General features: G+C 59.3%; 25 protein-coding genes, 1 tRNA gene, 1 pseudogene and 1 riboswitch. Of the genes and pseudogenes, 10 read left to right on the forward strand and 17 right to left on the reverse strand.

The features are described from left to right. Positions 1-63 precede the first annotated feature (63 nt). The 3 genes from JFN90_RS13085 (at position 64) to JFN90_RS13095 (ending at position 3,060) form a co-directional block, all read left to right on the forward strand. Entirely contained in the window at positions 64-1,365 is a 1,302-nt protein-coding gene (locus JFN90_RS13085) for an L-lactate MFS transporter (protein ID WP_199395560.1), read from the forward strand. A gap of 115 nt (positions 1,366-1,480) precedes the next feature. Beyond that, the gene (locus tag JFN90_RS13090; RefSeq protein ID WP_199395561.1) at positions 1,481-2,659 is read left to right on the forward strand and encodes a pilus assembly protein TadG-related protein; all 1,179 of its coding nucleotides are present in this window, start codon (positions 1,481-1,483) and stop codon (positions 2,657-2,659) included. 8 nt (positions 2,660-2,667) lie between these two features. After that, the gene (locus JFN90_RS13095; RefSeq protein WP_199395562.1) at positions 2,668-3,060 is read left to right on the forward strand and encodes a DUF309 domain-containing protein; all 393 of its coding nucleotides are present in this window, start codon (positions 2,668-2,670) and stop codon (positions 3,058-3,060) included. A 70-nt stretch (positions 3,061-3,130) separates the two neighbouring features. Here the strand turns inward: JFN90_RS13095 and JFN90_RS13100 are convergent, their stop codons facing one another. Then, positions 3,131-3,820 (reverse strand): carbonic anhydrase, encoded by a 690-nt coding sequence (locus JFN90_RS13100; RefSeq protein ID WP_199395563.1) that lies wholly within the window; start codon positions 3,818-3,820, stop codon positions 3,131-3,133. Between the two features lie 230 nt (positions 3,821-4,050). On the opposite strand from JFN90_RS13100, the gene JFN90_RS13105 reads away from it, so the two are divergent. After that, a complete protein-coding gene (locus JFN90_RS13105; RefSeq protein WP_199395564.1) occupies positions 4,051-4,224 on the forward strand; it encodes a hypothetical protein in 174 nt (57 codons plus the stop codon). A gap of 6 nt (positions 4,225-4,230) precedes the next feature. Here JFN90_RS13105 and JFN90_RS13110 read toward each other — a convergent pair whose 3' ends face one another. Next, the gene (locus JFN90_RS13110) at positions 4,231-4,542 is read right to left on the reverse strand and encodes a DUF1634 domain-containing protein (RefSeq protein WP_328755673.1); all 312 of its coding nucleotides are present in this window, start codon (positions 4,540-4,542) and stop codon (positions 4,231-4,233) included. Next, entirely contained in the window at positions 4,536-5,378 is an 843-nt protein-coding gene (locus tag JFN90_RS13115) for a sulfite exporter TauE/SafE family protein (protein WP_199395566.1), read from the reverse strand. Before JFN90_RS13115 ends, JFN90_RS13110 begins: the two co-directional genes overlap by 7 nt. 502 nt (positions 5,379-5,880) lie before the next feature. On the opposite strand from JFN90_RS13115, the gene JFN90_RS13120 reads away from it, so the two are divergent. The 5 genes and pseudogenes from JFN90_RS13120 to JFN90_RS13140 all read left to right on the forward strand — a co-directional run. Continuing rightward, a complete protein-coding gene (locus tag JFN90_RS13120; RefSeq protein ID WP_199395567.1) occupies positions 5,881-6,624 on the forward strand; it encodes a hypothetical protein in 744 nt (247 codons plus the stop codon). 176 nt (positions 6,625-6,800) lie between these two features. Next, a tRNA-Met gene (locus JFN90_RS13125) sits at positions 6,801-6,877 on the forward strand. Between the two features lie 283 nt (positions 6,878-7,160). Further along, positions 7,161-7,237, forward strand: a riboswitch (cyclic di-GMP riboswitch). A 525-nt stretch (positions 7,238-7,762) separates the two neighbouring features. Next, positions 7,763-8,428 carry a hypothetical protein gene (locus JFN90_RS13130; RefSeq protein ID WP_199395568.1) on the forward strand — a complete coding sequence of 222 codons (666 nt, stop codon included), beginning with the start codon at positions 7,763-7,765 and terminating at the stop codon, positions 8,426-8,428. 152 nt (positions 8,429-8,580) lie between these two features. Continuing rightward, positions 8,581-9,408: a class I SAM-dependent methyltransferase gene (locus JFN90_RS13135; RefSeq protein WP_199395569.1), complete on the forward strand. Its 828-nt coding sequence runs from the start codon at positions 8,581-8,583 to the stop codon at positions 9,406-9,408. Positions 9,409-9,531: 123 nt separating this feature from the next. Further along, positions 9,532-9,738: pseudogene (locus JFN90_RS13140) on the forward strand (IS5/IS1182 family transposase); the annotation flags it as partial. A 426-nt stretch (positions 9,739-10,164) separates the two neighbouring features. Here the strand turns inward: JFN90_RS13140 and JFN90_RS13145 are convergent. The 6 genes from JFN90_RS13145 to pstC form a co-directional block, all read right to left on the reverse strand. Beyond that, the gene (locus JFN90_RS13145; RefSeq protein ID WP_199395570.1) at positions 10,165-10,845 is read right to left on the reverse strand and encodes a response regulator; all 681 of its coding nucleotides are present in this window, start codon (positions 10,843-10,845) and stop codon (positions 10,165-10,167) included. 153 nt (positions 10,846-10,998) lie between these two features. Next, entirely contained in the window at positions 10,999-12,054 is a 1,056-nt protein-coding gene (gene pstS / locus JFN90_RS13150; RefSeq protein WP_199395571.1) for a phosphate ABC transporter substrate-binding protein PstS, read from the reverse strand. A gap of 187 nt (positions 12,055-12,241) precedes the next feature. Next, the gene (gene phoU, locus JFN90_RS13155; RefSeq protein WP_199395572.1) at positions 12,242-12,913 is read right to left on the reverse strand and encodes a phosphate signaling complex protein PhoU; all 672 of its coding nucleotides are present in this window, start codon (positions 12,911-12,913) and stop codon (positions 12,242-12,244) included. A 45-nt stretch (positions 12,914-12,958) separates the two neighbouring features. Beyond that, the gene (pstB, locus tag JFN90_RS13160; RefSeq protein WP_199395573.1) at positions 12,959-13,717 is read right to left on the reverse strand and encodes a phosphate ABC transporter ATP-binding protein PstB; all 759 of its coding nucleotides are present in this window, start codon (positions 13,715-13,717) and stop codon (positions 12,959-12,961) included. A 33-nt stretch (positions 13,718-13,750) separates the two neighbouring features. Beyond that, complete coding sequence (gene pstA / locus JFN90_RS13165) at positions 13,751-14,593, reverse strand: phosphate ABC transporter permease PstA (RefSeq protein ID WP_199395574.1); 843 nt, start codon at positions 14,591-14,593, stop codon at positions 13,751-13,753. Continuing rightward, positions 14,590-15,543: a phosphate ABC transporter permease subunit PstC gene (pstC, locus tag JFN90_RS13170; protein ID WP_407931927.1), complete on the reverse strand. Its 954-nt coding sequence runs from the start codon at positions 15,541-15,543 to the stop codon at positions 14,590-14,592. Before pstC ends, pstA begins: the two co-directional genes overlap by 4 nt. A gap of 418 nt (positions 15,544-15,961) precedes the next feature. On the opposite strand from pstC, the gene pstS (JFN90_RS13175) reads away from it, so the two are divergent. Then, entirely contained in the window at positions 15,962-16,990 is a 1,029-nt protein-coding gene (gene pstS / locus JFN90_RS13175) for a phosphate ABC transporter substrate-binding protein PstS (protein ID WP_199395576.1), read from the forward strand. 424 nt (positions 16,991-17,414) lie between these two features. Here pstS (JFN90_RS13175) and JFN90_RS13180 read toward each other — a convergent pair whose 3' ends face one another. From JFN90_RS13180 to JFN90_RS22410, 8 genes are all read right to left on the reverse strand, one after another. Continuing rightward, on the reverse strand, positions 17,415-17,561 hold the full coding sequence (locus JFN90_RS13180) for a hypothetical protein (RefSeq protein WP_199395577.1): 147 nt from the start codon (positions 17,559-17,561) through the stop codon (positions 17,415-17,417). Beyond that, a complete protein-coding gene (locus JFN90_RS13185; RefSeq protein WP_199395578.1) occupies positions 17,558-17,881 on the reverse strand; it encodes an STAS domain-containing protein in 324 nt (107 codons plus the stop codon). The genes JFN90_RS13180 and JFN90_RS13185 overlap by 4 nt, the downstream gene beginning before the upstream one ends. Beyond that, the gene (locus tag JFN90_RS13190) at positions 17,878-18,831 is read right to left on the reverse strand and encodes a hypothetical protein (protein ID WP_199395579.1); all 954 of its coding nucleotides are present in this window, start codon (positions 18,829-18,831) and stop codon (positions 17,878-17,880) included. Before JFN90_RS13190 ends, JFN90_RS13185 begins: the two co-directional genes overlap by 4 nt. 26 nt (positions 18,832-18,857) lie before the next feature. Continuing rightward, a complete protein-coding gene (locus JFN90_RS13195) occupies positions 18,858-20,051 on the reverse strand; it encodes a PP2C family protein-serine/threonine phosphatase (RefSeq protein WP_199395580.1) in 1,194 nt (397 codons plus the stop codon). 179 nt (positions 20,052-20,230) lie between these two features. After that, complete coding sequence (gene pnpS, locus JFN90_RS13200) at positions 20,231-21,613, reverse strand: two-component system histidine kinase PnpS (protein WP_199395581.1); 1,383 nt, start codon at positions 21,611-21,613, stop codon at positions 20,231-20,233. Then, positions 21,610-22,293: a response regulator gene (locus JFN90_RS13205; RefSeq protein ID WP_199395582.1), complete on the reverse strand. Its 684-nt coding sequence runs from the start codon at positions 22,291-22,293 to the stop codon at positions 21,610-21,612. The genes pnpS and JFN90_RS13205 overlap by 4 nt, the downstream gene beginning before the upstream one ends. A 214-nt stretch (positions 22,294-22,507) precedes the next feature. After that, on the reverse strand, positions 22,508-24,232 hold the full coding sequence (locus tag JFN90_RS13210; protein WP_199395583.1) for a two-component system sensor histidine kinase NtrB: 1,725 nt from the start codon (positions 24,230-24,232) through the stop codon (positions 22,508-22,510). Positions 24,233-24,528: 296 nt separating this feature from the next. Then, positions 24,529-26,808 carry a hypothetical protein gene (locus JFN90_RS22410; RefSeq protein WP_199395584.1) on the reverse strand — a complete coding sequence of 760 codons (2,280 nt, stop codon included), beginning with the start codon at positions 26,806-26,808 and terminating at the stop codon, positions 24,529-24,531. Between the last annotated feature and the right edge of the window lie 23 nt (positions 26,809-26,831).

Here is a 26,831-nt window from a genome sequence, read left to right on the forward strand (position 1 = left end):
TGGTATGCGAGTTGCTAAGGTCTGTGGCAAGAGCGGTCAATCCCAACATGGAGGTATAAAGGCATGACACAGACGAAATCTAACAAGGGCTGGCAGGTAGTTTTCGCCGGAACCGGAATCAACCTGGCGCTCGGGGTGCTGTATGCCTGGAGTATCTTCAAGGGGGCCGTCAAGGCGTCCATCGAGTCCCACGCCCCGGACGCCTTCCAGTGGGACAAGGCTTCCATCAATGACCCGTACGCGCTCTGCTGTCTCGCCTTCGCATTCTCCATGATCCTGGCCGGTAAGTGCCAGGACAAGATCGGTCCGGCGCGTACGGCGCTGATCGGCGGCATCCTGGTGGGCGCAGGCTTCTGCCTCATGGGATACTCCAACAGCTACGCCGCCTGGGTCACTGGCTTCGGCGTCCTGGCCGGTTCCGGCTTCGGCTTCGGCTACTCCGCGGCGACCCCCCCGGCGCTCAAGTGGTTCTCCTCCAAGAAAACCGGTCTCATCGCCGGTATCGTGGTCGCCGGCTTCGGCCTGGCGCCGGTCTACATCGCGCCGCTCTCCAGCTACCTCTTGGGCGCCTACGGCATCCAGCAGTCCATGTACATCCTCGCAGCCGGCTTCGCGGTCATCGTCTGCGGCCTCTCCTTCGCCTTGGCAAACCCGCCCAAAGGGTATGTCCCGGCCGAGCCCGCCCTGAAGGAGGGCGAGAAGGCGGCACCGGCCAAGAAGGCCGTCTACGACGCCACCGTGAGCGAGATGCTGAAGTCTCCGAAGTTCTACATGCTGTGGGCAACCTTCTTCATCGGCGCCGGCGCGGGTCTCATGGTGATCGGCTCCGTTGCGGGTCTCGCCAAGAAGAGCATGGGCCCCATGGCCTTCGTCGCGGTGGCCATCATGGCCATCGGCAACGCCTCCGGCCGCGTGGTCGCCGGTGTTCTCTCCGACAAGATCGGGCGCCGCGCCACCCTGACCATCATGCTCGGCTTCCAGGCCATCCTGATGTTCGCCGCCGTCCCGGTGGTGGGCTCCGGTTCCGCCGCCATGCTGGTGCTGCTTGCCTCCCTGATCGGCTTCAACTACGGCTCCAACCTGACCCTGTTCCCCTCCTTCGCCAAGGACTACTGGGGCTTCAAGAACTACGGCCTCAACTACGGCGTGCTGTTCAGCGCCTGGGGCGTCGGCGGGCTGGTCATGGGGCGCGTATCCGAGATGATGAACGCGCAGCCGGGCGGCCTGAACAAGTCCTTCATTCTGGCCGGCTCCTGCCTGGCGATGGGCACCGTGATCACTTTTTTCCTGCGTGAGAAGAAGGCGGTCGAGGTCGAGGCCACCGAGCTGGTTGGCGAAAAGGTCGCCGTCAAGGCTTCCGCCTAACGTGGTCTGTAGCCGAGGTTGAAAAAATGAGGGCCATGCAAATTCTGCATGGCCCTTTTTTTAACGATGATGCTATTATGTCGCACCCTTAAACACCCAACCGCCCACTCTGGAGATGATCGTGCCTGAAGAAGAGTCCGCCTTCGATACCAGTTATGTCACCATCATGCTGGTCGTCTTCCTGGTCGTGACAGGTCTTGCCATCGACATCGGATACATGTACGTCAGCGAGGAGGATCTGCAGCATTCCGCCGAAATGGCGGCACTGACCGGGGCGCAGAACATCAAGCAACGCTACCTTGCGCAGGCGCAGACCGACCCATCGCGCATCCTCGACATCGCCCGGGACCCGATCCAGTCCCAGGCGCGCGCGGCCGCGGTGGACCTGGTCACCGGCAAGCACGATGCCGCAGCACTGGTAGGGCTTTTGAACAACAACGGCAACGCCCTGACCGGCGACAACGACATCACCACCGGCTTCTGGAACATGAGCAGCCGCAGCTATATCCCCGGGGCCACCCCGGTGAACGCCATCCAGGTCAGGACCAGGCGCACCGCTGAGAGCAGTTCGGTCGGGATGGGGACCCTGGGGAGCTTCATCGCCAAGATCAGCGGCACCGAGGACTTCGGCTCCACGCCGGTGGCGACCGCTGCCCTGGTGCCGGGGACCCGCTCCAATATCGCCATCTGCGCCGAGGCGTGCCAGCCCTCCTGCACCTTCCCCCAGATCTGCAGTATCCCCGAACGCCACATGAGCCATGCCCCGTGGGACCCGAAGGCAGGCGGCTCGCTCTCCGGCCGCTACCTCTACACTTCGCTTTTGCATCCGGCGACCATCACCAACTCCATGTCCGACCTGGTCTGCCAGGAGATGCCGGTGCAGGAAGTCTGCGGTCTCCCAATCTTCGCCGCTGCCAGCAACTCCGACGCCGTCTTGCGGGACATCAAGGCGATGATGTACGATCCCCAGGCGGACCGCTCCAACAAGGAGTACGACAAAAACGGCAAATTGGTCGGGTGGTGGGTGATCGTCCCCGCCACCGACTGCTCCGGATTCCTCCCCGGTGAAACCTACCAGCAGCACACCGCGACCCGGTACTCCCTGGTGCGCATCAGCAGGATCTGCACCAGCGGCGCCGCCGGCTGCGGCAAGTCTTCGACCCTGCCCGATCAACCCGCCACCTCGTGCATCCCGGGTGGCGACGGGCTGTACATCGACCGCATTTCCTGCGTGGGGTGCGACAGCCAGGCAAGAAAACTCCTGCCGGGACTGCGCCCGGTGCTGGTGAACTAGCGGTGAGCATGCCGCCGACGCCGTGCCAGCAGGCGCCTTCGCCGGAGCTGCAGCAGGCCATCGAGGAGTTCAACGGGGGGGAGTGGTTCGAGTGCCACGAGACGCTCGAGGAACTGTGGGTGGGTGAGAAGGGGGAGTTGCGGGACTTCTACCAGGGGCTTTTGCAGGTCGCCGTGGCGCTGTACCATTGGCGCAACGGTAACTTCAAGGGAGCGGAGGGGCTTTTGCGGCGCGGCCCCGACCTCCTGATGCGGGTCTCGGATACCTGCCTCGGCGTCGATGTGGCCCGCTTGGTGGCACAGGCCGGCGTACTGCGCGAGGCGCTCCTGGCGCTGGGGGAAGCGCGGATGGCCGAACTGGACCAAGCCCTAATCCCGAAATTGCACCGGCCGCAACCCTGACGCTGTCGCCCTCGATACTGAAAAAGCCGCCCCCGGCAAGGGAGGGCGGCTTTTTTGTCTGCGCATAGGGTTACTTGAGCAGGGTAACCTTGCCGTCGTCGAGGTCGTACTTGGCGGCGACGATCTTGATCTTGCCTTCCTTCAACTCCTTGGCGAGGAGCTTGGACTTCTTGGGAAGCTGGGCGGCGACGGCCTTGGCGTTGATCTCCACCGCGCACTCCACGATCTCCTCCTTCGCCTTGCCCTTGCAGGCGGCCTTGGCCTTCTTGGCGGCAGGCGCGATCTCCTTCACGATGGCACCGATGTTCCCTTCCGGCTTGCCGCCGGCGACAGTCGCGGTGACCGCACCGCAGCGCTCGTGCCCCAGCACCATGATGAGCGGGGAGCCCAGGTGCTCGGCGGCGTACTCGACGCTCCCCAGGACCAGCGGATCGGCGACGTTGCCCGCCACGCGCACCACGAAGACCTCACCCAGCGCCTGGTCGAAGATGATCTCGGGGGGGACGCGGGAGTCGGAGCAGGAGAGGATGATGGCGTAGGGATGCTGGCTCTTGGCGAGCTTGCCGCGGGCGGAGGCGTCGCACAGCGCCGATGCCGACAGCTTGCTGTCGACGTAGCGGGTGTTGCCGTCCATCAGTTTCTGAAGCGCCTGGTCGGCCGTGATGCCGCTTACCTCGCTGGAAGCGAAAGCGATGCCGACCGTTGCGGCCAGGGCCGCTGCCGCTACTGCGATCCTGCGTGCTAGCTTGCTGCTCTTCATAGTTTCCTCCTTCGTTAATGTAGCCCCTGGGGGCGAAGCAGATCCATTCCTTATCGGTGAGGGACTGCAGATCATGAGGGAAAAGCCGCTTTATTCTACATGAAAAGAAACGTTATGCCAATCTAATCTGGCGGGGCTGTTCACGGGCATGGGGATGGGAAGGTTGACAACCGACGGCGCTTCAGGCAGATTGGGCAGGCGTAAAGACGAAGGAAAAAGCGGGGTAAGCGATGTTCGTGTTGAAGCTGTTGGGTATCGGGGTGCTGGTCACGGCGGGAATCGCCATGATCGCCTTTCTGGAAGAGAAGCTGGTGAGCGGGCCGCGCAGGCGGCAGATTGCCGAAAGAGCGCGCCAGAAACTGGCAGGCAGCGGTAAAGCGGGAAGGGAGGAGGAAGGGGCATAGCCCCGGTCACATCTCCTTGCCGAAGTAGATTCCTGCGGCGAGGGCGCAGAGCACCACCAGGGAGAACAGGGCGAAGTGCCAGTCGCGCTCCTTCACGAAGATCACGGCGGCGGCGATCACCCGCATGACCGGGGTGCCGAGCAGCACCAGGAGCCCCGCGGTGATCAGCTTGGGCGCGAGCCCGGTCTGACCGAGTATCATCAGGGCGATCCCCACCGCCAGCAGCGCCGCAGCGACCAGAGAACCCAGCCGCAACAGCCTCGCCAGCACCAGCTCGATCGGATGCTCTGTCTTTTCCTCCGGTTCGATCGCTACCACCACTTAACCCCCTTGTAGATCATCTCGATGGCCGTGTAGGCCAAGATCGGCATGAAGAAAAGCCTGATCTTGCTGGCCGGCATGCGCATCATCAGGCGCGCACCCAGTATCGCCCCGAGCAGCACCCCGAGCACTACCGGCCCCGCCACCAGCGGCTTCACGTCGCCGCGCGCGAAGTACACTACCGCCCCCGAGGCAGCGGTCACCCCGATCATGAAATTGGAGGTGGCGCTGGACGCCTTGAAGGGCATCCCCATCACCTGGTCCATGGCCGGCACCTTGAAGATCCCCGCCCCGATCCCCAAAAGCCCCGCAGCCGCCCCCGAGAAGTACATGATGATCAGCCCCGGTAGCGTCCGGGTCACCTGGTACTCCACCCGGCGCCCCAGCGCCTTGTCGTAGTAGGAGCCCCCCAGCCTGAGCTTGCTGGAGATGGCGTCCGGGATCACCTCGGGCCTCGCGTGCTCCTTGCGGGTGCGGAACATGTTGTAGGCGGAATAGGCCAGCAGCAGGCCGAACAGGACGAACAGGACGCGCTGGTTCACCAGGGCCGCCACCAGGGCACCGGTCAGGGCCCCCAGCGAGGTCCCCATCTCGAGCCAGATCGCCACCCGGGTGTTGGTGAGGCGGTCTCGCAGGAAGGCCACCGCGGCACCGGTCGAGGTGGCGATGATGCAGACGGTCGAGGCTGCCACCGCGGTACGCATCGGCATGCCAAAACCGAGGGTGAGGGCGGGGACGATGATGATGCCGCCACCAAGGCCCAGGATCGCCCCGACCACGCCGGCCGCGATCCCTATCGCGAAAATCGTTATGAAGGTGATGACCACGTACATCCTCCGCCCCGGCGCCTGCCGGATCTCGTTGCAACGGGGACAATCTACCTTTTCTTGGTCCGCTTTACAAATAAATAAAGGGTCATAAAACCGGTATCCAGGCCGGTTCGCATTGTGGCGGCGCGGTTGTCGCGTGGGTGCACGAGGCGGCGGTGGGAGCCCCCGTCGTTGCACAAGTATTAGGCGGTTCTGCCTGTATTGGGTCAGGCGGATCGAGGTCGTTGATCGGCCACTTTTGCGTAACTAGGTGTAACGATTACGGCTTCTGCTGAAAACGATAATGTGGCACAGCTTCTGCTAAATGATGATCAGGTACCGAAGCACAACGAAGTGCACGGGACCGCAGGCAAGACAGGCAAAGGCGCCTCTCCACTATGGATGAGAGGCGCCTTTTTTTATGCAATCCAGTGAAAGGGGGAGGTTCGGACGTAACGGTTGGCAGTTTTGGAGAGATCTACGCAGCACCAATACAGAAAGAAATACAATTACAAAGGAGTAAGACATGAAAAGAACCATCAAAAGCCTCATCATGGCAACGGCGCTGACCATCGCAACCAGCGGGATCGCAATGGCGACCCCCTCCACCCAGATCTGGATCCCCTCCACCGACATCCAGGGCTTCAAGAGCCTGCACCTCGGTGTCGACAACTACACCCGCACCTCCAACAACTCCAGCGTAGGCAACGTCTACGACCTCGGCGTCACTGCCGGCGTGCTCCCCTTCGAGAAGATCCAGGCCGAGGTCGGTGTGGACTATATCACCAGCGGCTCCAACGGCTATGACAGCAGGCCGATCTACTTCAACGCCAAGATCGGCACCCCGGAAGGGTCCCTGTTCGAACTCTCCCCGGCTCTCGCCGTGGGCGGCTACGGCTTCGGCACCAACGGCGACAAGAACAGCGCCTTCCGCACCGACCAGAACATCATGTACGGTCTCGCCGCGAAGACCCTTCCGGTCGTGGGGCGCCTCTCCGCCGGCTACTACTTCGGCAACGACAAGGTGATCGGGCCCAAGGATGACGGCGTGCTCCTCTCCTGGGACCGCACCATGAGCGAGATCTCCGACAAGCTCTGGCTCGCCGCCGACTACCAGGGCGGTAAGAACACCGTCGGGGCCTTCAGCTTCGGCGCCTCCTGGGCCTTCTCCAAGAACGTCTCGGTGATCCTCGGCTACGACATCTACAACGACCAGCAGTTGGCCGGCAAGAATACCTTCACCACCCAGGTGGACATCAACTTCCCCTAAGGCGGCGTGCCGATTGGGCTGGACGAGACGGGGGGGCTGCCTCAAAGGCGGCTCCCCCGTTCGTTTTGTTCCGCCTGCTTCATCCCGTCGGGACGGTTCTTTTGATCGCTCAAACTTTTTTCAAGAAAAAGGTTGACGGTGACGGAAAGGCTGTGGTACAAGTTGGGACTCAATGACGCGGGGTGGAGCAGTCTGGTAGCTCGTCGGGCTCATAACCCGAAGGTCACAGGTTCAAATCCTGTCCCCGCAACCAAATAAATTCAGGGACTTGCAGATTCTGCAGGTCCCTTTTTGTTTTTGGTCTGTACACCAATTTGTACACCAAAGCCCAAGGGGGCCTCGCCACAGGAGGCTTACCATGGCTGGTCTTATCCCGTAGCCGATGATACTGGAGGCAAGCGTGTTGACAAGGGCTGCGTTATCCCTTATTGCATAGTTCTTTGGGAAATACTCATGGAGATTTGGATGGATACTACATTTCCAAATAATCTTGACACCTGTCTAGGTTTACGTATATTCATTGAATAAAAGTTGATATCTCGAAAAGGCAAACCTAGAGTAATCTAGCGACGCAAAGCCACGGGTCCTCTTTAAGGATCGCCGGGTTACCGAGTGATATATTTCTCGGTTCCGGAGGCACTCCCCACCCCGCCTATTGTTTATAGGTGGGGTTTTTCTTTGTCACGAGTGTTGGGTTTAATTCATTTAACGGTTTCGTGAAGAGATTGGAAAGGAAGGATTAGCATGCTTATCTCGAGGATGTACCTCGTGGTCATGGGTTTTCTGATGGTAGATTGTGGATCGGCTTCGGATTTCAATCCAGTATCGGCGTGCAAGGTTGTGGGTCGGCTTCGAATTTTAACCCGGTATCGGCGTCCAACGGTGACCCACCCCCTATGAAATATTGAGCCTTTATAGGTTGAGGGGTGGGTCTCAACATGCCGATGGTGGGTTAAAATTGGATGCCGATTGACACGCCATCTGGCATTTTCTTATTGACACGCAGTGGATGGTTCTGGGAACGAAGGGTTCAGGTCTGACATAGGTGGAAGCCGCACATAACATTCTAACCGTTGCGATTTACGAGAAAGCACCCCTGAGCAAATCAAGCAACAACTGAAAGCTAGAGGAGGATCTCATGATTACCGCAATTGGAAAGGTAACACTTTTTTTCGGTTTATCACTTATATTCGGGCTTTTCATGCTGGGCAATGCGCTCGCCACACCAACGACCATTGATTTTGCAGGTGCCGTGACGAACCTCAATGTGCCAGACCTGAATGCAGGTGCGACCTTTGTACCAGGAGATAACTTCTCACCGGGAAGCCGCTTTACTGGCACCCTAATCTACGATTCTGATCTTTTGCCAGCTAACTCGGAATTCTTTATTCCGACGAACGACATGTTATTATTCTCCTTGAAATTTGGGCCACAGAGTTGGCAGCTAGGAAATAATACAGCTATCTGCCAACTCTTCGAGAACTCTGCTGGTGATGGCTATATTGAGATGGGCACGGATGGAGGATTGTATTTCACTGGGGACGTGAAAAGTACATATTTCGAGCACTTATGGGTTGACTTTACACTCAAAGACATTGTCGACGGTGTGATGCTCCCTAAGAATCAAACCCAAATCGAGCTGACTTCTCTGTCGATTTCAGCCGGCCCATATTGGCACTTGCAGGGAAGCATCACCCCTCTAGCACAACCTGTACCTGAGCCGCATACGCTAATTCTGGTTGCTGTCGGGTTTGGCGGCTTCTTTTTGATCAGATCAAGACTTGACGCACGAAACACTACCTGAACATCGATCTGATCAAACCGGGGATTACACTTTATCTGGGACGATAACACTAACATTGTGAATCGTCTTTGAATTTTAAACCAGTATCGGTATCCAAGGCTGCCCCCTCTCGGCGAATATTGGGCAGTTACAGATTGCTGGTGGGGTTCGAAATGCCGGTGGTGGTCAAAATTGGATGCAAATTGACAGTTTTGGAGAAGTTGGCGATGATTTTTGATTTTTTAAGGAGTGCATATCAGAAACAAGTATTTTACCCGTGCTTTGGATCTATCTTTCTAAATTCATTTTACTTTTCAAGACGAGGGCTGCACAGAGGCATTAAGAAGTATGCAAATTGTCTAAATGGTGCTCTACTAGATTTCGGTTGTGGTAAAAAGCCTTATTACGATTTATTTGAGGTTAAAAGTTATACCGGAATTGATGTTGTAGAAAGTGGACATGATCACACTGAATCACAAATAGATGTTTATTATGACGGTATTACAATTCCGTTTGCAGATGATTATTTTGACTCTGTATTCACTTCAGAAGTGCTCGAACATGTTTTTAATCTTGATCATATATTGGATGAGATTTATAGAGTTATCAAGCCAGATGGGTTCATTCTGATTACGATTCCTTTTTGCTGGGACCAGCATGAAGTTCCTTACGACTTTGCTAGATACACAGAATTTGGTATCAATTATATATTGGAATGTCATGGTTTTGAAATAATTGAGCATGACAAGAGTAGCACCTATATAGAAACTATTGCGCAATTGTTTGGTATTTATATCTACAAAAATTTTAATATCAATCCAATCTTTTATAAGATTACACAAATCATGTTGGTTGCACCTGTATTCATTGTTGCATCACTATTAAGTAAGATACTTCCTGATAATGGCCACCTTTATTTAGATCATATTATTTTGGCTAGGAAAAGCACTCTGGAGGGCAGGTTTGAGGTGGCCAGGTTGCCAAGTCAGTCTGAGGGTTGAAATAAGCGCTCAAACTAGTGATGTCCTATAACTTTTAACAGGTTGTTGAAAATCTAAGTTCAGAAAAGAGCCTCTTTGTGGTAAACTTCGGCGAGTAACACATTGCAATTACAAAGTAATGTTATGCGCGGAACGGACAACAAGACAGAGGCTCTTTTCACCTATGTGCCCCCTGAATCCTTCGTTCCCCAGGATCATCCATTGCGAGCCATCAGAAAAATGGCCGATGAAGCCTTGGCTGGAATGGACAAACTCTTTGACAGCGTCTCCGCGTCTGCCGGTAGGCCGTCGATTCCGCCGGGAAAGTTACTCAAGGCCCAATTGCTTGTGGATCGGCTTCGAATAATGACCCACTATCGGCGTCGAACGTTGACCACCCTCCTATGAAATATTGAGCCTTTACAGATTGAGGTGTGGGGCTCAAGATGCCGATGGTGGGTCAAAATTGGATGCTGATTGACATCAGAGGACTTCTGTACACCAAACTGTACACCAAACGTTGGTAAATATGGTAAGAATGGTTGACATGGTAGGTTGCCTCATGATACATAACCGCCTAATATAACTGTAAGTTGCTAAATTTGTACGGGGTAGTGATGGAAGGCTAATAGCCCTCATAACCCGAAGGTCACAGGTTCAAATCCTGTCCCCGCAACCAACCAAATCAAGGGACTTGCAGATGCTGCAAGTCCCTTTTTGTTTTCGAGCTGTACACCAAAACCCAGATGGTTGGCTTTATCAGCCCGCCGACTAAGGTCATTGCAAGTCGAGCTTGTAGCCGAAACCGCGCACGGTCTTGATAAGGTCACCGGCTGATCCAAGTTTGGTGCGCAAGCGGGTGATGTGGGTGTCGACGGTCCGGCTGTCTTCCACGAAGTTGTATCCCCAAACATCCCGCAACAAAACGTCACGGCTTTGAACCCTTCCAGGTCTTTGCGCCAGGGTGTGTAGCAGTTTGAACTCGGTGCTGGTGAAGAAGATCTCCTCACCGTCGACCATGACTATGTGGCGGTCCGTGTCGATCATTATGAGCCCGAACAGAAGCATCGGACTGGAAACGGATTCGGTATTGGTGCGTCTGAGTACCGCCTTCACGCGAAGGAGCAGTTCCCTGCTCGAGAAAGGCTTCACGACGTAATCATCGGCTCCGACCTCGAATCCGACGACCTTGTCGATCTCCTCACCTTTTGCCGTGAGCATGATCACCGGGATATGGGAGGTTCTTTCGGATTTCTTCAGGTTCTTACAGACATCCGTGCCCAACATACCTGGCAGCATGAGGTCGAGGATGACCAGGTCGGGCTGGCAATGGCCAACGTTCGCAAGTCCCTCAAGACCATCGGTGGCGATGATGGTCTTGAATCCTTCCCTCTCGAGATTGAAGGAGAGGAGTTCCGCGAGGTCCCTCTCGTCTTCGACGATCAATATGGTTTGCATGGTTACCTCACAGGCTCTTTTTACCGTACATTCATACCGATCTATTGTGTACAACCTGTTACAGAAGGGTTAAATCTTGGGCACAGTGACCAATGCCACGGCGGATGCCGTGGCATTTTGCTGTCATAGGGGTGTTCGGTTGTGGCCAGACTGTCACTGCTGCGGCGCGACGATGCTCCTGATGGTATTTTCCACTTGGCCGGACCAGGTGTCGGGAAGCGGAGTGTAGTGCAGGGTGGAGGTCATCTTCTCGGCCTTTTTCAACTGCCAGGTGAGAAACTCTACCAGTTTCCTCCCTTTGACCGGATCTTGCTGGTCACGATACACCAAGAGCCAGGTCAGACCGACTACGGGATAGGCGTCCTTGCCAGGTTGGTTCACCAGCGACAGACGGTAGTCCGGCTCGCTCCCCTCTTTCACCTTGAGCTTCTTCATCCCCTGAACCGCAGCGGCCCTGGTGGAGAGCATGGTCGGCTTGACGAACTTCCCGGCCTGATTCTTCAGCGCCGCGGTATCCAACTCGTTCTCCAGCGCATAGGCGATCTCGACGTAGCCGATGCTGTAGGGGGTCTCCTCGATCTTCTTGACCACCGAGTTGCTTCCTTTGGCGCCGATGCCCGCAGGCCAGGCTACGGTGGTTCCCCTCCCGATATTCTTAGCCCAAGATGCGTTCACCGCACTCAGGTAATCGGTGAAGATGCTGGTGGTGCCGCTTGCATCGGAGCGGTGCACCACGACGATCTCCTCGGCCGGAAGTTTCAGCTTGCCGTTCGCCTTCGCGATCAGCGGATCGTTCCACTTGGTGACTTTGCCGAGGTAGATCCCGGCGAGCGCCTGCGGCGTCAGCTTCAGGCCGGAACCGATGCCGGGGAGGTGGTAGGTGACGGCTACCGCCCCCATTACCGTGGGAATGTGCAGCAGCTTGCCGGGGGCCTTGTTCAGTTCCTCGTCAGAGAGGAACTTGTCAGAGGCGCCAAAATCTACCTCTCGGGCAAGAATCCGCCGGATGCCCTCGCCGCTTCCCTGCGCGTCGTAGCTGAAGGTGACACCTGAATCGACCGCCTGGTAGTCCCGGAACCACTTGCTGTAGAGCGGATGGGGGAAGGTGGCGCCGGCGCCGGTAAGGGCGGTTTCCGCGTACGCGGAGCCGGAAGCGGCCGAAAAGGCCAGGGCAAGTGCAAGGAAGCTTTTAACGATGTTTTTCCACATGATGAGCTGTCTCCTTTTTCCGTTCATTGTGACGGTGGAAAGATAGCAGCTTCATGTTTCAGTTCGGTTACCACTCTGACCGGATTGTGTGAAATCTCGCGGCGAAGAAGGGGCCGGTTAAACAAAAAGGACCGTAGTTACGGTCCTTTTTGTGAACGTGCCGGGTAACGTGACAGCGCCGGACGCGTCAGGCGATGGTGTGTCGGATGTCCTTGCCCTTGATCATGAAGATGACCATTTCCGCGATGTTGGTGGCGTGGTCGGCGATGCGCTCCAGGCCTTTGGAGACCTGGATGATCTTCATGGCGCGGCTGATGGTCTTCGGGTCGGCCATCATGAAGGTCAGGAGTTCGCGTTGGATCTGCTCGTTCAGCTCGTCTACGCACTGGTCGTCCTGGCAGACCTTGATGGCCAGCTCGTCGTCGCCGCGCACGAAGGCGTCCAGCGCTTCCGTCACCATGTTCGAAGCGGCCTGTGCCATGCGCGGCAGGTCGATGTACGGCTTCAGCGACGGCTCCTGGTTCAGTTCGCGGGCGCGCTTGCAGATATTGGCGCATTGGTCGCCGATCCGCTCCAGGTCGGTCACGATCTTCAAAGCCAGGGTGATGAAGCGCAGGTCGCGCGCGGCCGGCTGGCGGCGGGCCAGGACCTCCAGACACCGATCGTCGATCATCATCTCCAGGGTGTTGATCTCGTGGTCGAAAGCGATGGTCCGCTCCGCGAGTTCCGTGTCCCTTTCCACGAGGGACTTCATCGCGTTGGCGATCATCGATTCGACTTTGCCGCCCATCTCCAGGAGCTTCTCGCGTATCTGGTTCAGTTCGTTGTCGAACTGCTTGCTGAAATGTTCTCTTTCCATGTCTTCTCCGGTATTTTTATGGTTGCGCCGCTCGCAGCTTACGGATTAGCCGAACCGGCCGGTGATGTAATCCTCGGTCCGCTTCACCTCGGGGGTCGTGAAGATCTTCTTGGTCTCTCCGCACTCGACCAGGTCACCCATGTATAAAAAGGCGGTGTAGTCGGAAACGCGCGCGGCCTGCTGCATGTTATGGGTGACGATGATGATGGTGTAGCGCTCCTTAAGCTCTTCGATCAGTTCCTCGATTTTCAGGGTCGAGATGGGGTCGAGGGCGGAGGCGGGCTCGTCCATGAGGATCACCTCGGGCTTGACGGCGATGGTGCGCGCGATGCAGAGGCGCTGCTGCTGGCCGCCGGAAAGCATCATGGCGTTACTTCTAAGCCGGTCTTTCACCTCGTCCCAGAGCGCCACGCGCTTCAGGCAGCTCTCCACGATTTCGTCCGCCTCATCGCGTGGCAGCCTGCCGTTCAGCTTGTAGCCGGCGATGACGTTATCATAAATGGACATGGCGGGGAAGGGATTGGGCTTTTGGAAGACCATCCCCACCCGGCGGCGGATGGCTACCGGGTCGACGCTTCTGTCGTAGATGTCACCGTTGTCCACCAGGATCTTTCCGGTGACACGCGCCGACGGTACTAGGTCGTGCATCCTGTTCATGGAGCGCAGGAGCGTGGACTTGCCGCAGCCCGACGGGCCGATGATGGCGGTCACGCTGTTTTCCGGGAAGGTCATGCTGATGTCGCGCACCGCGTGGGTCTTGCCGAAATGTATGTTGACCTGTTCCAGCTGTACCTTGTTATTCATCTTTTCCTCTTTTCCTTTATCTTTCCGTAAAAGCTACCTTGCCTGTCTCGTCCTGCCGAAGTAGCGGGCTGTGAGGCTCAGGGCGAACATGACGGTGACCAGTACCAGCGCTCCGGCCCAGGCCAGTTTGTGCCAGTCCTCGTAGGGAGCGATGGCGAAGCTGAAGATCTGCAGGGGGAGCGCCGCCATCGGCTGCATGACGTTCTTGCTCCAGAACTGGTTGCCGAGCGCGGTGAAGAGCAGCGGCGCCGTCTCCCCTGCGATCCTGGCGACAGCGAGCAGAATGCCGGTCAGCACGCCGGAGAGGGCGCTTCTCAGGGTCACCTTGAGGCTGGTGCGCCAGAAGGGGACGCCGAGGGCGAGCGACGCCTCCCTGAGCGAGCCGGGAACCATCTTCAACTGCTCCTCGGTGGTGCGTAAGACGATCGGAATCATGATCATCGCCAGGGCGATCGAACCCGCCAGGCCCGAGAATCCTTTCATCGGCACAACGAGGAGCGTGTAGGCCACCATGCCGGTGATGATGGAGGGGGTGCCCGAGAGGACGTCCGCGGCGAACCTGATCAGGGTGGAGATCTTGGAGCCGCCGAATTCCGAGAGGTAGATGGCGCCGAGGATGCCGATGGGAAGCCCGATCAAGGAAGCTCCCCCGATCATGATCAAAGAGCCGAGCATGCCGTTGGCCATACCACCGCCCGGCTCGCCGGTCGGTGCCGGGATGTGGGTGAAGAAGTCCAGGGAGAGCGAACTGATCCCCATCTTGACGATGTGGAAGAAGATGAGCCCCAGCGGTATCAAAACGGCCAGCGTGCAGGCGAGCATGACAAAACTCATCAGGTGGTTCTTCATCTTGCGCAATGTGACGCCCTGCATCATGCCGCACCTCCCTTGGCGCTTCTCGACACGCTCCAGATCAACAGCCTCGCCAGGGCGTTGACGACCAGAGTAACCAACATGAGGATCAGGCCGATCTCCATGAGCGCGGAGGCATGCAGCTTCGAGGTCGTCTCCGCGAATTCGTTGGCGATGACGCTCGGCATGGTGTACGCGGGGGAGAGCAGGGAAAGCGATATGTTGGGGGCGTTGCCGATCACCATGGTAACGGCCATGGTCTCACCGATGGCGCGCCCGAGTCCCAGGATGGCAGCGCCTAGGATGCCGGACTTTCCGTAGGGAAGGATGGCGATCTTGATGGTCTCCCAGCGGGTGGCCCCGAGGGCGATGGCCGCTTCCTTCTGGCTTTGCGGCACCGCCAGGAGCACCTCGCGCGTGATGGAGGTGATGATCGGCACCACCATGATCATGAGGATGAAGATGGCCGCCAGCATGCTGACGCCGTAGGGCGCTCCCTGGAAGAGCGGGATGAAACCGAAGTGCTCGATCAGGAAGGGCTGCACCGTGGATTGGAGCCAGGGCGCCATGACCAGTACTCCCCACAGGCCGTAGATGACCGAAGGGATGGCGGCCAGCAGCTCGACGAGCGGCGCCACGATGGCGCCTATCTTGCCGGGAGCTACCTCCGTTATGAAGAGGGCCGCGCCGATGCTGAGCGGGGTCGCCAGTAAAAGAGCGAGCACCGACGAGACAACCGACCCGTACAGGTAGGGGAGGGCGCCAAAGATTCCCTGCACGGCGTCCCATTCCCTGGACGTCACGAACTTCCACCCGAACGCCTTGATCGCGGGCATGCTCTCGCCGGTCATCTCATAGATCATGAGTGCCAGTATCGCCAGGATGCTGAGGGCGAATAAGGTGGTGAGACAACGAAAGACGTAATCTCCATTTACCTTCTTTGCGCTTTGAGCCGGGCGTGTATGTGTCGTCACTGGTGCCACGTTTGTCTCCGTTTCATTGCTGCAGTAGGAACTGCGTGCGTCTATCTCCAAGCACCGCCTCCGTCATTGAACCGTCTGCGCCGAGGATCTTTTCTCTGTTTCCCCCTGCGTCGTGGCTAGGATGCCGGAGCAATGTTACAGCGTTGTTACAGATACGCTAAAAGTTCATGAATCCTTGCACGGGCTACAGACAGTGCAGCGACGGGTGACGAAACGCCTTGAGCCAGGCGAAATTGGGAGGAAGATCTTTTTGTGCCGGTGCGCCGGGGCGCCAGTCGCGCTTCCAGCCAGCCGCGTACGGGGGCGGGATGGGGCGGAGGGTAATATTTACAAATTCTTGCTCTGACTGTAACGAAACTGCGACATTTCTGGCTTATAGTCCCCACAAACCCAGAAAGGAGACTACAAAATGATCAAGAGCATGAAGAAAGTATTGACCACCCTGGCCCTGATGGTCGCCGTGGGCACCGCAGCTCAGGCATCCGCAGAGACCCTCATCAACGGCGCTGGCGCCACCTTCCCGTACCCCCTGTACTCCAAGTGGTTCACCGAGTACGCCAAGGTGGACAAGGGCGTGAAGTTCAACTACCAGTCCATCGGTAGCGGCGGCGGCATCAAGCAGATCACGGCACAAACCGTCGACTTCGGTGCGAGCGACAAGTTCCTCTCCGATGACGAGTTGAAGGGCGCTCCCGGCAAGCTGATCCACATCCCCACCGTCATGGGCGCCGTCGTGGTGACCTACAACGTGCCGGGCGTCGGCACCGGCATCAAGCTCAACTCCGAGGACCTGGCCAACATCTACCTCGGCAAGATCACCATGTGGAACGACCCGAGGATCGCCGATGACAATAAAGGCGTGCATCTCCCGGCGAAGCCGATCATCGTCGTGCACCGCTCCGACGGGTCCGGCACCACCAGCATCTTCACCGATTACCTGACCGGGGTAAACCGTGACTGGGCCCAAAAGGTGGGCAAGGGTGCTTCCGTCAAGTGGCCGGTTGGCCTCGGCGGCAAGGGCAACGAAGGGGTAGCGGGCCAGATCAAGACCACCCCGTACTCCATCGGCTACGTCGAACTCGCCTACGCTTTCGAGAATAAGCTTCCCTACGCTTCGCTGAAGAACCAAGCCGGCGTGTTCGTAGAGCCCTCCATCAAGTCCACCAGCGCCGCTGCCGCTGCGGCCGTGAAACACATGCCCGCCGATTACCGCATCTCCCTGGTGAACCAGCCGGGCAAGGATGCGTACCCGGTGGTCGGTTTCACCTGGCTGCTGGTGTACGAGCAGCAGAAGGATGCCGCTAAAGGGAAGCACCTGGTCGAGTTCCTGAACTGGGCCATGACCAAAGGGCAGAAGATGGCCGCTCCGATGCTCTACGCGCCGCTGCCGGAGAGCGTGGTGAAGATGGTGCAGAAGACCGTCAAGACCATCAAGTAGCTTTTCCGCTTCAAGCGAAAACGACCCCAGGCTGCCGGCGCATACCGGTGACCTGGGGTTTTTTTGTGTCCTGCTGCTGCCGTTTTGCCAACGGAGAGAGGCTGTCTTACACTGGGGGCTTGCCGTGAACGTCCCACGTTCCGCTCGATGCTTTGAAGGGAGGCATAGGGCCCTGATTGGGCTTTTATGTGGGGAACGGTGAAGGGGATGGAAGGGATGGAAGGGATGGATGAAGGGATGGATGAAGGGATGAAGGGATGAAGGGATGAAGGGATGAAGGGATGAAGGGATGGAGGGATGGAGGGATGGAGGGATGGAGGGATGGAGGGATGGAGGGGATGATAAGCATTGTGGTGTCGCTGGCACTTGCGCTGCACCCCTTGTTGATCGGCTGCCTCAAGGGGCGCAGCGTAAGGCGCCAGTTCTACCAGTCGTTGAGCAGGGCCGCCAGTTGTTCGCCGTAAATCTCGATATTGAGCTGGTGGTAGGAATCCCGTATCTCCTGTAGTTGTCCCAGCGACCGATCGAAGCGGCCGAACGGTCCGCCGAAAAGCAGGTCGAGCAACTTCATGCCGCCGCCTCCTTTTTTCGCTCGACCGGCGTCGCCAGGAGGAAAACCCCTGTCATCTTGAAGAGCATGGCGTGCATCTGGCTCAACCCCTCAAGCCTGATCTCCGCCTTGCTCCTGATTTCCTTGAAGCAACGCAGCAAGAGCGCCACTCCCATCGAGTTAATCCTTCCCGCGTTGGTGAAGTCGAAACGGACCACCGGGTGCTTCACCCTCGCGGGGATCGCCATGAGCAGCGCCTCCGAGTGAGCGTCGATGGTGCCTTCCAGTGCAAAAAAATCGCACGCTGCAGAGTTGTCGTTTGAAGTGGGTATTGTGATCATGCTGCTATCTCCTCTTTGATGATGTGAAAGCCGCGCGGCGCAGTCGGGTCGAGCGTGGATGCGAGGTGCAGTCGACCACCGACTGCCGTGCGCCTGCCCGGCTGTACGCTGACATGGAACTGGTCCAGAAACCGCCAGATGATGAAGAGCCCGCGCCCCCCGCACTCGTCCGCGTTCTGGAAGCCGTCGGCATTGAGGGCGAGGTATTCGAGCACCTGGTCGGGCTCCAAGCTGCCCCAGTTGTCGGTGAGGTCGAGGGCCAGCACCTCGCCGTCGAAACCGAAGCTGAAGACAATGATTTCCTGCGGCAGCATCTCGCGCTTTGCTCCCTTGGTGAACATGGGGGTGCCGCGGTCGGCACGGGGGGCGCCGTACATTGCGTTTTCGAGGAGTTCATCGGCCAGCAGGGAGGCTTTTTGCCTCAACAGTTCCATCTCCTCGCCCTGACCCTCCAGCACCCGCTCCAGCTTGGCGATCACCCGTTCCTTGTCGTCGCTGCAGCTAAGCTCGAAGCTGTGCACGGTCGTTCCGGCCTTGAGGCAGGACGTGGTGTCCCAGGGACGCCGCCGGGCTAGCCTGTTCAGCACCTCGGGCAGACGTTCGTCTCCCGGTTGCTCTGCCGTAGAACTGATGGTGAGGTGCCTGATGCGATCTGCCAGCAGGGGCCTGAGCGGCGGCGCACAGCCGTCGCGCGAGATGACTAGGAATTCAGCTCCAGGGCACAGCGCGCGCAGCCGCACCACCAGTTCGGGGTACACCGCCGGATAAAGTTTTGCAGAAATCACGATGACGCCCGGTTCGGAGTCCGTACCGGACTGCAGGAGGGCGTCGAGCGTGGATGCGAGGTTTCCGTCGACGGTAAGGCAAACAAGCTCAGCCACCTCCGACATGGTTGCTTCCCAGTCGGCTCGGTCGGTTTCATCCAGGAATAGGGCGGCAATCTTCTTCACGGTCTTCTGTCTCCTTGTGTTGTGAGCTAGGCGCCATGGCAGGCGATCAAGGTCGTTACGTCGTCTTCCAGCGTTCTTTGGCCCGTGAAGGCGAAGATGCTCTCCAAGAGCCGCTTATGGAGTAGGTGTGGGGGGAGGCATCGCTCCTTCATCAGCAGCTCCTGCAGCCGCAGGTAGCCGAATTCCTCTCCCGAGGCATCGGCGCTTTCGACCACGCCGTCGGTGTAGAGGAAGAGGCAGTCGCCGGGGGCGAAGGTCGTCGTCGTCTCCGGGTACTGTGCGTCGCGCTCGAACCCCAGCGGAAACCCGGAAACCGTTTCGAGCATCTGCGGGGCGTCACCGGAGGCGCGGATGAGGAAGGGGAAGTTGTGTCCAGCGTTAGCGACGGAGATAGTACCCGCGGACAGGTCGAGTGTGGCAATCAGACAGGTCATGAGGAGGGTCTGTCGCGCCGTGGCCAGGATGGCGTTGTTCATCCCGGTCAGCAGCCCGGAGGGGGTGGTGATTCCAAGGGAAACCAGGGTATGGAGGCTTGCTTTTGCCGCGGTGGTCACCATGCCGGACTGGACACCGTGGCCGCTCACGTCCGCGATCACCAGGCCGAGACGATTTTCACCGGCCTGAAAATAGTCGAAGAAGTCGCCGCCAATTTCGGAGCTGGTGGTGACGCCAGCGCCCAGGGTGAGCGGCCCAAAGCGGAATTGCGTCGGGGGGAGGAGGTCCTGCTGTATCTTCGCCCCGCGCGCTACTTCCTCCCTGATCCTCGAGCTTAAACGGCCTAGGGCATCCAGAAGTTCCTTTTGTTGCTCGGCGACGGCCATCATCAGGTCGGCGACGGCTACCACGCCGAGGCAGTTGCCGTCAGCAACGAGGGGGAACGAATCCGTCTGCAGGGTTGGATCGACCGCGAGCAGTTGCACTGCCGCTTCGTTTACCTCGAGGTCCGGCGGTAACACCACGCCTTTCCCCTTGAGGTCTGCCAACAGGCAGTCAGCGGGTTTTTTGGAATACAGCTCCATGGCAAAGGGACGGCTGAGCAGGTTCAGCAGTTCGCGTCGGCTCACCGACCCTTTGTAGCGTCCGTCCTCGGTGACCGCGATGAGCGGCAGCTCCGGGTCATCCTGGAACCGGCGCAGGACGTGCTGTACGTTGAGGGCGCTCCCCACGCTCACAGCGCTCCTGCTTATGTCTTCGAGCCTCACCAATTCTTCCTGGCACATGTGAACCTTCCTTTCGACGCCGCATAGACGTCGTTTCCCCCTTCCACTTGATCTGCTTCGATCAATGACACCTGTGTACCGCAGTAACATGGAGACCGTGTGAACAAAGGGTGAAACCTCGGTTACCTTTACTGGCAGAGAAATGGGGCTTCTCACTGGGGAGGAGAGCTTTGCGCAGGTCAGGCTTGTGCCGTGGTCGGCGCCAGTGCCGCGCTGTCGGACGTTTCGGCCCGGTTGAGCGTGACAAAGAAGGTGGAGCCTTGCCCGGAACTTTGCACCGATACCGTCCCCCCTTGCAGCTGGACTATGTGCTTCACGATGGACAACCCCAGGCCGGTCCCCCCCGCCTCGCGACTGCGCGCCGAGTCGACCCGGTAGAAGCGCTCGAAGATGCGCGGGAGGTCCTTCGATGGGATGCCGATGCCGGTATCCTGAACGGCGATGGTGACGTTGCCTCCTTCGCAGGTGGAGCGGAGCGTCACCGAACCGCCGGTAGGGGTGTATTTGATCGCGTTATCGAGCAGGTTCACGATGACCTGTTCCAGTCGTCCCGGATCCGCCATGACGCACGGCGCGCCCTCAAGTCCGGTGAGGTCGACCCTGATGCCGCGTTCCCGTATCTTCTGTTCCAGTAGGGCCACCACGTGCTGGGCTGTGTCGTGGACCTGCACGCTCGTGGCGTCGAGGGGGACTGCCCCGGATTCCAGCTGGGATAGGGTGAGCAGGTCGCTGACCAGGGAGGCGAGCCGGTCCGCATGCGAGTGCACGATGCTGACGAACTTGTTCGCCTGTATCGGGTGTTCCAGTGCGCCGCGAAGCAGGGTCTCGGCATACCCTTTAATAATGGTGATGGGGGTGCGGAGTTCGTGGGAGACGTTGGCGACGAAATCTCGCCGCATCTTCTCCATGTGCCGGATATCGGAGATGTCGTGGAACACCGCCACAACGCCGGTCAGCATCGTGCACTCCACGAGCGGCACCCAGTGCACCAGAAGGGTGGTCTCTTTCGGCGAGTGCAACTGCAGCTCCTCGACACGCTCCCGGCGCGAAGTGAGGATGTCGCGGAAGGATTCATGCAGTGCGGGGTGGCGCGAGATATCGATGAGCATTCGCCCCTCAACGTCGCAATGCAGCCCAAACAGCTCCTTGAATGCCGGGTTGACGAGAGTGATGCTTCCCTGCGGATCGGCCACCATGATCCCTTCGCCCATGCCGCGCAGGATCGTGTCCAGCCGGTTTTTTTCCGCCTGCAAGCGGTCCAATTGAGCCTCCGACTTCGCCGCCATCTCATGGATCACCCTCGCGAGCTCGCTAACCCGGGGATCGGTCGCCGCGTGAGGTCGCGTGCTGATCTCACCCTTGCCGATCCTGGACGCCATGACCGCCATGGCGCGCAAGGGGGTCATGCTGACTTCCGAAACCAGGTAGGTGGAGCAGAGCACGATAGAGACAGTCATAAGCAGCGCCCAGCCCGGTCCGAACAGGCGCAGGTTGTGGCCGTAGATCACGGCGGCAAACGCCAATAAGACGAAGGATTGTATTAGGATGACTTTGAACCTCATTGCAGCTCCAGTTTGTAACCGAAGCCCCGCACGGTTTTGATCATGTCTCCCTCCGTGCCCATCTTGTTACGCAGACGGGTGATGTGGGTATCGACGGTGCGGGTGGTGTCTTCGACGAAGTTGTAGCCCCATACATCGCGCAGCAGCACCTCCCTGCTTTGGACCCTCCCAAAGCGCATCACCAGGGTGTACAAAAGCTTGAATTCGGTGGTGGTGAAATTGAGCTCATTACCGTTCACCGTCACCAGGTGACGGCTGGTGTCGATCCTGATGCCGCCCATAGTGATGATGTTGCTTTCCACCGGCTCGGGCGCATTCCGGCGCAGCACCGCCTTGATGCGGAGCATTAACTCTCGCGTGGAAAACGGTTTGACCACGTAATCGTCGGCACCGACCTCGAAGCCGACGACTTTGTCTATTTCCTCTCCCTTTGCCGTCAGCATGATCACCGGGATATGCGCGGTTTGTTCCGATTTCTTCACCGTCTTGCACACGTCGGTACCAAACATCCCGGGCAGCATCAGGTCCAAGAGGATCAGATCCGGCAGCACCCGCTGTACGGTATCAAGCCCCTCGGCGCCGTCGTAAGCTGTCAGCGTCTTATATCCTTCTCGTTCGAGATTGAAAGCTAGCAGTTCCGCGAGGTCCCGCTCATCTTCTATGATCAGAATCGTTTGCATGTCATCCCCTATCAATAGCGCCGACTGAAATCGAGGCTCATATAGTTCTTACCTTTTCTTTGTTTAGAAAAGGTTACGGTTCCGTCAAAGTGCCGTGAATAGTTGCTTTGGGGGGCTCGGGGGAAAGGTTTGCTGCGGTGAGCTTTAACCGGGGCTGACCACGATGAGGCACTAGAGCTATGGAAAGGCTCGCCGGCCTGCGAGGGTGGCTACCTCAGACGATGAAGCCGAGGGGACGGGGAGAGGTGAGGGAGTGCACTTCCGCCCGCAGTACGGTCTCGGCGGATTGGGTCGTGGGAGATAGCGTTAGCGTCCCCGGTACGGGGTTCAGGTCCACTTTGGGTAGAAGAACCGAGAATGTCGCTCCCTCGTCCTGGCGGCTTGCCACCTCTATGATCCCGCCGTGGCGCTTCACGATGCCGTAGCTTATGGAGAGGCCCAGTCCACAGCCCTTGCCCACCTCTTTCGTGGTGTAAAAGGGGTCGAAAATCCTTCCTGTAGCTGCCTCGTCGATACCGAGCCCGGTGTCCGAAAAGGAGATCTTCACATACGGGCCGGGCTTCGCGGTGTGTTGCCCGGCGAGTTCCTGAACTGAAAGCTCGACGTCGGCCACATCGATGGTGAGGGAGCCGCCACGCGGCATGGCGTCCCGGGCGTTGGTGGTGAGATTCACCAGCACCTGCTCGATCTGGCCCTGGTCCACCAGGACTCCTTGTGGTGCGCTCGAGAGATTCACTACGAGATCGACATCCCGCCCGACTAGCCTGGTCAAAAGCCCGCCGACATTTTGGAGCAGGGCGTTGCATTCCAGTTTCGCCGTGGGGAGCGTTTCCTCTCTGCTGAAGGTGAGGAGGTTCTTTACCACCGCTATGGCGCGGTGGGAGGCTGTGTGGATATTCTCGAGGAACCCGCGGTATGGTGCAGGAGGGGAGAACTCCCGCTGGAGAAGATCCGTATAGCCGATCACGGCGGTCATGATGTTGTTGAAGTCGTGGGCGATGCCGCCGGCGAGCGTGCCTATCGCCTCCATCTTCTGAGCATGCAGCAACTGGTTTTCCAGTTTCTTCAACTCGGTTATGTCGTGGAAGGTCCAGACCCGTCCGGCTTCCTTTCCTTCGCTAAGGCACGGGCGGGAGAAGCGTTCGAAGCACTTGCCGCTCCGTAATTCGACGACGTCGTAGCTTTCCGCTTCAGGCTGCCAGTAAAGCTCGCTCACCTTTTCAAAGAACAGGACCGGGTCTTTGAGCTTACCCAGTAACGACAAGAGCAGGTCGTTGCTGTCCCCGCGGGCCAAGTCCTCGTCTTCAACCTCCCACATCTCTATGAAGCGGCGGTTGTACGCTATGATGTCTCCGTTGGCATCGACGGCCATGATGCCGTCAAGCGTGGATTCGATGGTAGCCGATAGAAGAGAATTGGCCTCGTCGCTGGCCCGGCTGGAGTTGCGGTGCTCGCACCTCATCCTGCCCGTCTCTAGTGCCAGCGCAGTCGCGGCCGCCATCCCCTCCAGGAGTTCAACCTCCGCCTGTGCGAACGGGGCGGAGGCCGCGCGTTTGAGCTCGATCCAGGCCAATATCCCCTGCCCGTCGTCCACGAGCGGAATTGTGATGGAACCGTCGCTGCTGGTTCGGACCTCCGGCTGTCGCGACAGGCGCTGATACGTGGTATGGGTGGCTGCATCGCTGCGACGCAATTGGGTAGGGATTGCAACAGGCGACCGCTCCGTGACGACCACGTCGCCGTCAATAACCATTCCCGCTCTCGCCTCGGCTGCATTGGTGGCCTCCATTGCCGATTGCAAAAGCATCCCCAGTGCTTCGAACGGGTCCGGTGCGGCGTTCAAGTGCTGGCAAAGTTCAGCGAGAAGGCGTACAGGATTTCTGGTTGCCGTGCCTGAGGCTTGTTGCTCGTGGTGCCCGGCGGGCTGGCGAACTTGCATCTTCGTTTCTCCCATGTCGACGCGGTATGATCTTCCTCGATGCCGCCAGCATAGACGAGGTTTCTTGTGGTTCTGTTACAGGCCGGTCAATTTTTTGATGCACCGGCGCCGCCTCCCTGTTGAACGGCAACTGGGTTGAACTGCAGCGCCTGGCGCACCAGTTCAAGTCGTAGAAGGCGGCTAGTCCGCATCTCTCGCTCAAAGAAAAGACCCCGCTTCCGAGAGAGAAAGCGGGGTCAAGTTCGGGCCACCTCCTTGCGGAGGTGGCCTTTTTTCATGCCGGGCAGATGCCCGGGTTAGTCGTCGTAGCGCTCCTTGCGCTTGAGCCTCAGTTCGCTCAGGGTCGCCTTGCGGTAGATAACGTTGCGGGTGACCGTGCTGCTGTTGCCCGCGGCGTCGGTGGCGACTACGGTGACTACGTACAGGCCGTTTTTCAGGAACCTGAGCTGCTGCTTGAAGACACCGGTGCTGTCGACCCTGGGCTTGTAGGTGCGGCCGCTCATTTTCACGAGGACGGTGGCCTTGCCGACCGTGTCCGCCACGGTGCCGGTCAAGACGATGCTGCTCTTGCTGGTGGTGATGTCCTGGGCCGGGTAGGTGACCGCCATGGTGAGGGCACCGCTGGGCGTGTAGGTTACGGTGCGCTTGGCGGTGGTGGCGTTGCCGGCCAGGTCGGTCGCGGTAATGGTGATGGTGTTGACGCCGGCGACCAGGTTGACGGTGGCGCTGAAGGTGTTGCCGCTGATGGCCGCCGAGGTCTGGTTGCCGCTGTTGTCGGTCACGGTGACCACGGAACTTTCATCGACGGTGCCGGTCACGGTGATGTAGGACTGCGCGGAGTCGCTGTTGTCGCCGGGTGCGGTGATGGCGAGCGCCGGCGCGGTCGGGTCGAAGGTGATGGTACGGACGTCGCTCTGGGCGTTACCGGCCTGGTCCACGGCCACCACGGTGATCACGTTGGCACCGGTGACCAGGGTGACGGCGGCGCTGAAGGACCCGTCGGCGCCGACGGCGACGGCCTGGCCGTTGATGGTGAGCGACTGCAGCCCGCCGGCGTCGGTCGCGCTGCCGCTGATGTTGAGGGTCACCTTGTTAGTGTAGGAGCCGTTGGCCAGGGTCGAGACGACCAGGGTCGGGTTGGTGGTGTCGGCGGTCGGTGCCGGAATGGTTACGGTCACGGTCGCGCTCTTGCCGATCGATACGTTGCCAGCCGCGTCCTTGGCGAAGGCGTAGAAGGTGTTGCTTCCCTCGACCGCGGTCACTACTGCCGGGGGAGCCATACTCCACCCGGTGGCGCCGGCGGAGGGTGCCGCGGAACTGGTGCTGATCAGGTAGCCGGTGACGGCGACGTTGTCGCTCGCGGTGAAGGCGGAGACCGGCACGGTCAGGCTGGTCGCGGTGGCCGGCAGGGTGAAGGTACCCACCACCGGAGCGGTGGTGTCGGGGAGGGTCACGGTGACGCTGGCGCTCTTCGCGGCGGAGACGTTGCCGGCGGCGTCCTTGGCCCAGGCGTAGAATGTATTAGCCCCGGCGACCGCGGTGACGCTGGTCGGGGCAGTGGCGCTCCACCCGGCGGCGGAGGCGGCCGGAGCCGCGGAGCTGGTGCTGACCAGGTAGCCGGTGACGGCGACGTTGTCGGTAGCGGTTAAGGCGGTGACCGGCACGGTCAGGGTGGTTGCCGTGGCGGGCAGGGTGAAGCTACCCACTACCGGAGCGATGGTGTCGGGGAGGGTGACGGTGACGCTGGCGCTCTTCGCGGCGGAGACGTTGCCGGCGGCATCCTTCGCCCAGGCGTAGAAGGTGTTCACCCCGGCGACCGCGGTGACGCTGGTCGGGGCGGTGGCGCTCCACCCGGCGGCGGAGGCGGCCGGAGCCGCGGAGCTGGTGCTGATCAGGTAGCCGGTGACGGCGACGTTGTCGGTGGCGGTGAAGGCGGAAACCGGCACGGTCAGGCTGGTCGCGGTGGCGGGCAGGGTGAAGGTCCCCACCACCGGCGCGGTGGTGTCGGCGGCGGGAGCCGCGGCGACGGTGAAGGAGTTGGTGCTGACGTACTGGTAGCCGTGGTTGGGGTTGTTGGGGTCAGGAGTCCAACCGGCGCCGAAGGCCGCGGAGGAAATATCGTACTGGTTGCCGTACCACCCCACCTTCCAGGTATAGGTACCGGCGGCGGCCGGTGCCGGCGCGGTCAGGATGGCGGGAAAGGTGGTCGAACTCCCCATGCCGCTGGCGGTGCCGTTGGAGATGGCCACCTGGGTGCCGTTCTGGTCAAGCACGACGGCACGGACCCAGCCGGTACGGTAGCCGCCGGTGATGGTGACGGACACGGTGTCACCGGGCGCGTAAGACGTCTTGTCGGTCGCCCCCGCCACGTTGATGGTGTTTTTGGTGCTGGTGGCGTGGGTGCCGTGGGCGTGACAGCCGTTGCAGGTGGCGGTCGTCGTGTGGCAGCTCACGCACCCCATGGTCGTATAATAGGACGACTGTGCCTGCGCCTCGTTGCGCCAGAGCTGAAAGGACAGCAGGGACAGTGCGAAGACAAACAACACCACTAACCTTCCTTGATTCTTTTGAGTCATGCGAGCTCCTTTGGTTGTAAGAA

Origin of the sequence: Geomonas propionica (assembly GCF_016458235.1) — a bacterium.
GTDB classification, from domain to species: domain Bacteria; phylum Desulfobacterota; class Desulfuromonadia; order Geobacterales; family Geobacteraceae; genus Geomonas; species Geomonas propionica.

Excerpts from the sequence above, each read along its gene's own strand:
- JFN90_RS13085 (WP_199395560.1), top strand. The coding sequence starts at position 64 with ATGACACAGACGAAATCTAACAAGGGCTGGCAGGTAGTTTTCGCCGGA.
- JFN90_RS13090 (WP_199395561.1), top strand. The coding sequence starts at position 1,481 with ATGATCGTGCCTGAAGAAGAGTCCGCCTTCGATACCAGTTATGTCACC.
- JFN90_RS13095 (WP_199395562.1), top strand. The coding sequence starts at position 2,668 with ATGCCGCCGACGCCGTGCCAGCAGGCGCCTTCGCCGGAGCTGCAGCAG.
- JFN90_RS13100 (WP_199395563.1), bottom strand. The coding sequence starts at position 3,820 with ATGAAGAGCAGCAAGCTAGCACGCAGGATCGCAGTAGCGGCAGCGGCC.
- JFN90_RS13105 (WP_199395564.1), top strand. The coding sequence starts at position 4,051 with ATGTTCGTGTTGAAGCTGTTGGGTATCGGGGTGCTGGTCACGGCGGGA.
- JFN90_RS13115 (WP_199395566.1), bottom strand. The coding sequence starts at position 5,378 with ATGTACGTGGTCATCACCTTCATAACGATTTTCGCGATAGGGATCGCG.
- JFN90_RS13120 (WP_199395567.1), top strand. The coding sequence starts at position 5,881 with ATGAAAAGAACCATCAAAAGCCTCATCATGGCAACGGCGCTGACCATC.
- JFN90_RS13130 (WP_199395568.1), top strand. The coding sequence starts at position 7,763 with ATGATTACCGCAATTGGAAAGGTAACACTTTTTTTCGGTTTATCACTT.
- JFN90_RS13135 (WP_199395569.1), top strand. The coding sequence starts at position 8,581 with ATGCCGGTGGTGGTCAAAATTGGATGCAAATTGACAGTTTTGGAGAAG.
- JFN90_RS13145 (WP_199395570.1), bottom strand. The coding sequence starts at position 10,845 with ATGCAAACCATATTGATCGTCGAAGACGAGAGGGACCTCGCGGAACTC.
- pstS (WP_199395571.1), bottom strand. The coding sequence starts at position 12,054 with ATGTGGAAAAACATCGTTAAAAGCTTCCTTGCACTTGCCCTGGCCTTT.
- phoU (WP_199395572.1), bottom strand. The coding sequence starts at position 12,913 with ATGGAAAGAGAACATTTCAGCAAGCAGTTCGACAACGAACTGAACCAG.
- pstB (WP_199395573.1), bottom strand. The coding sequence starts at position 13,717 with ATGAATAACAAGGTACAGCTGGAACAGGTCAACATACATTTCGGCAAG.
- pstA (WP_199395574.1), bottom strand. The coding sequence starts at position 14,593 with ATGATGCAGGGCGTCACATTGCGCAAGATGAAGAACCACCTGATGAGT.
- pstS (WP_199395576.1), top strand. The coding sequence starts at position 15,962 with ATGATCAAGAGCATGAAGAAAGTATTGACCACCCTGGCCCTGATGGTC.
- JFN90_RS13180 (WP_199395577.1), bottom strand. The coding sequence starts at position 17,561 with ATGAAGTTGCTCGACCTGCTTTTCGGCGGACCGTTCGGCCGCTTCGAT.
- JFN90_RS13185 (WP_199395578.1), bottom strand. The coding sequence starts at position 17,881 with ATGATCACAATACCCACTTCAAACGACAACTCTGCAGCGTGCGATTTT.
- JFN90_RS13195 (WP_199395580.1), bottom strand. The coding sequence starts at position 20,051 with ATGTGCCAGGAAGAATTGGTGAGGCTCGAAGACATAAGCAGGAGCGCT.
- pnpS (WP_199395581.1), bottom strand. The coding sequence starts at position 21,613 with ATGAGGTTCAAAGTCATCCTAATACAATCCTTCGTCTTATTGGCGTTT.
- JFN90_RS13205 (WP_199395582.1), bottom strand. The coding sequence starts at position 22,293 with ATGCAAACGATTCTGATCATAGAAGATGAGCGGGACCTCGCGGAACTG.
- JFN90_RS13210 (WP_199395583.1), bottom strand. The coding sequence starts at position 24,232 with ATGCAAGTTCGCCAGCCCGCCGGGCACCACGAGCAACAAGCCTCAGGC.
- JFN90_RS22410 (WP_199395584.1), bottom strand. The coding sequence starts at position 26,808 with ATGACTCAAAAGAATCAAGGAAGGTTAGTGGTGTTGTTTGTCTTCGCA.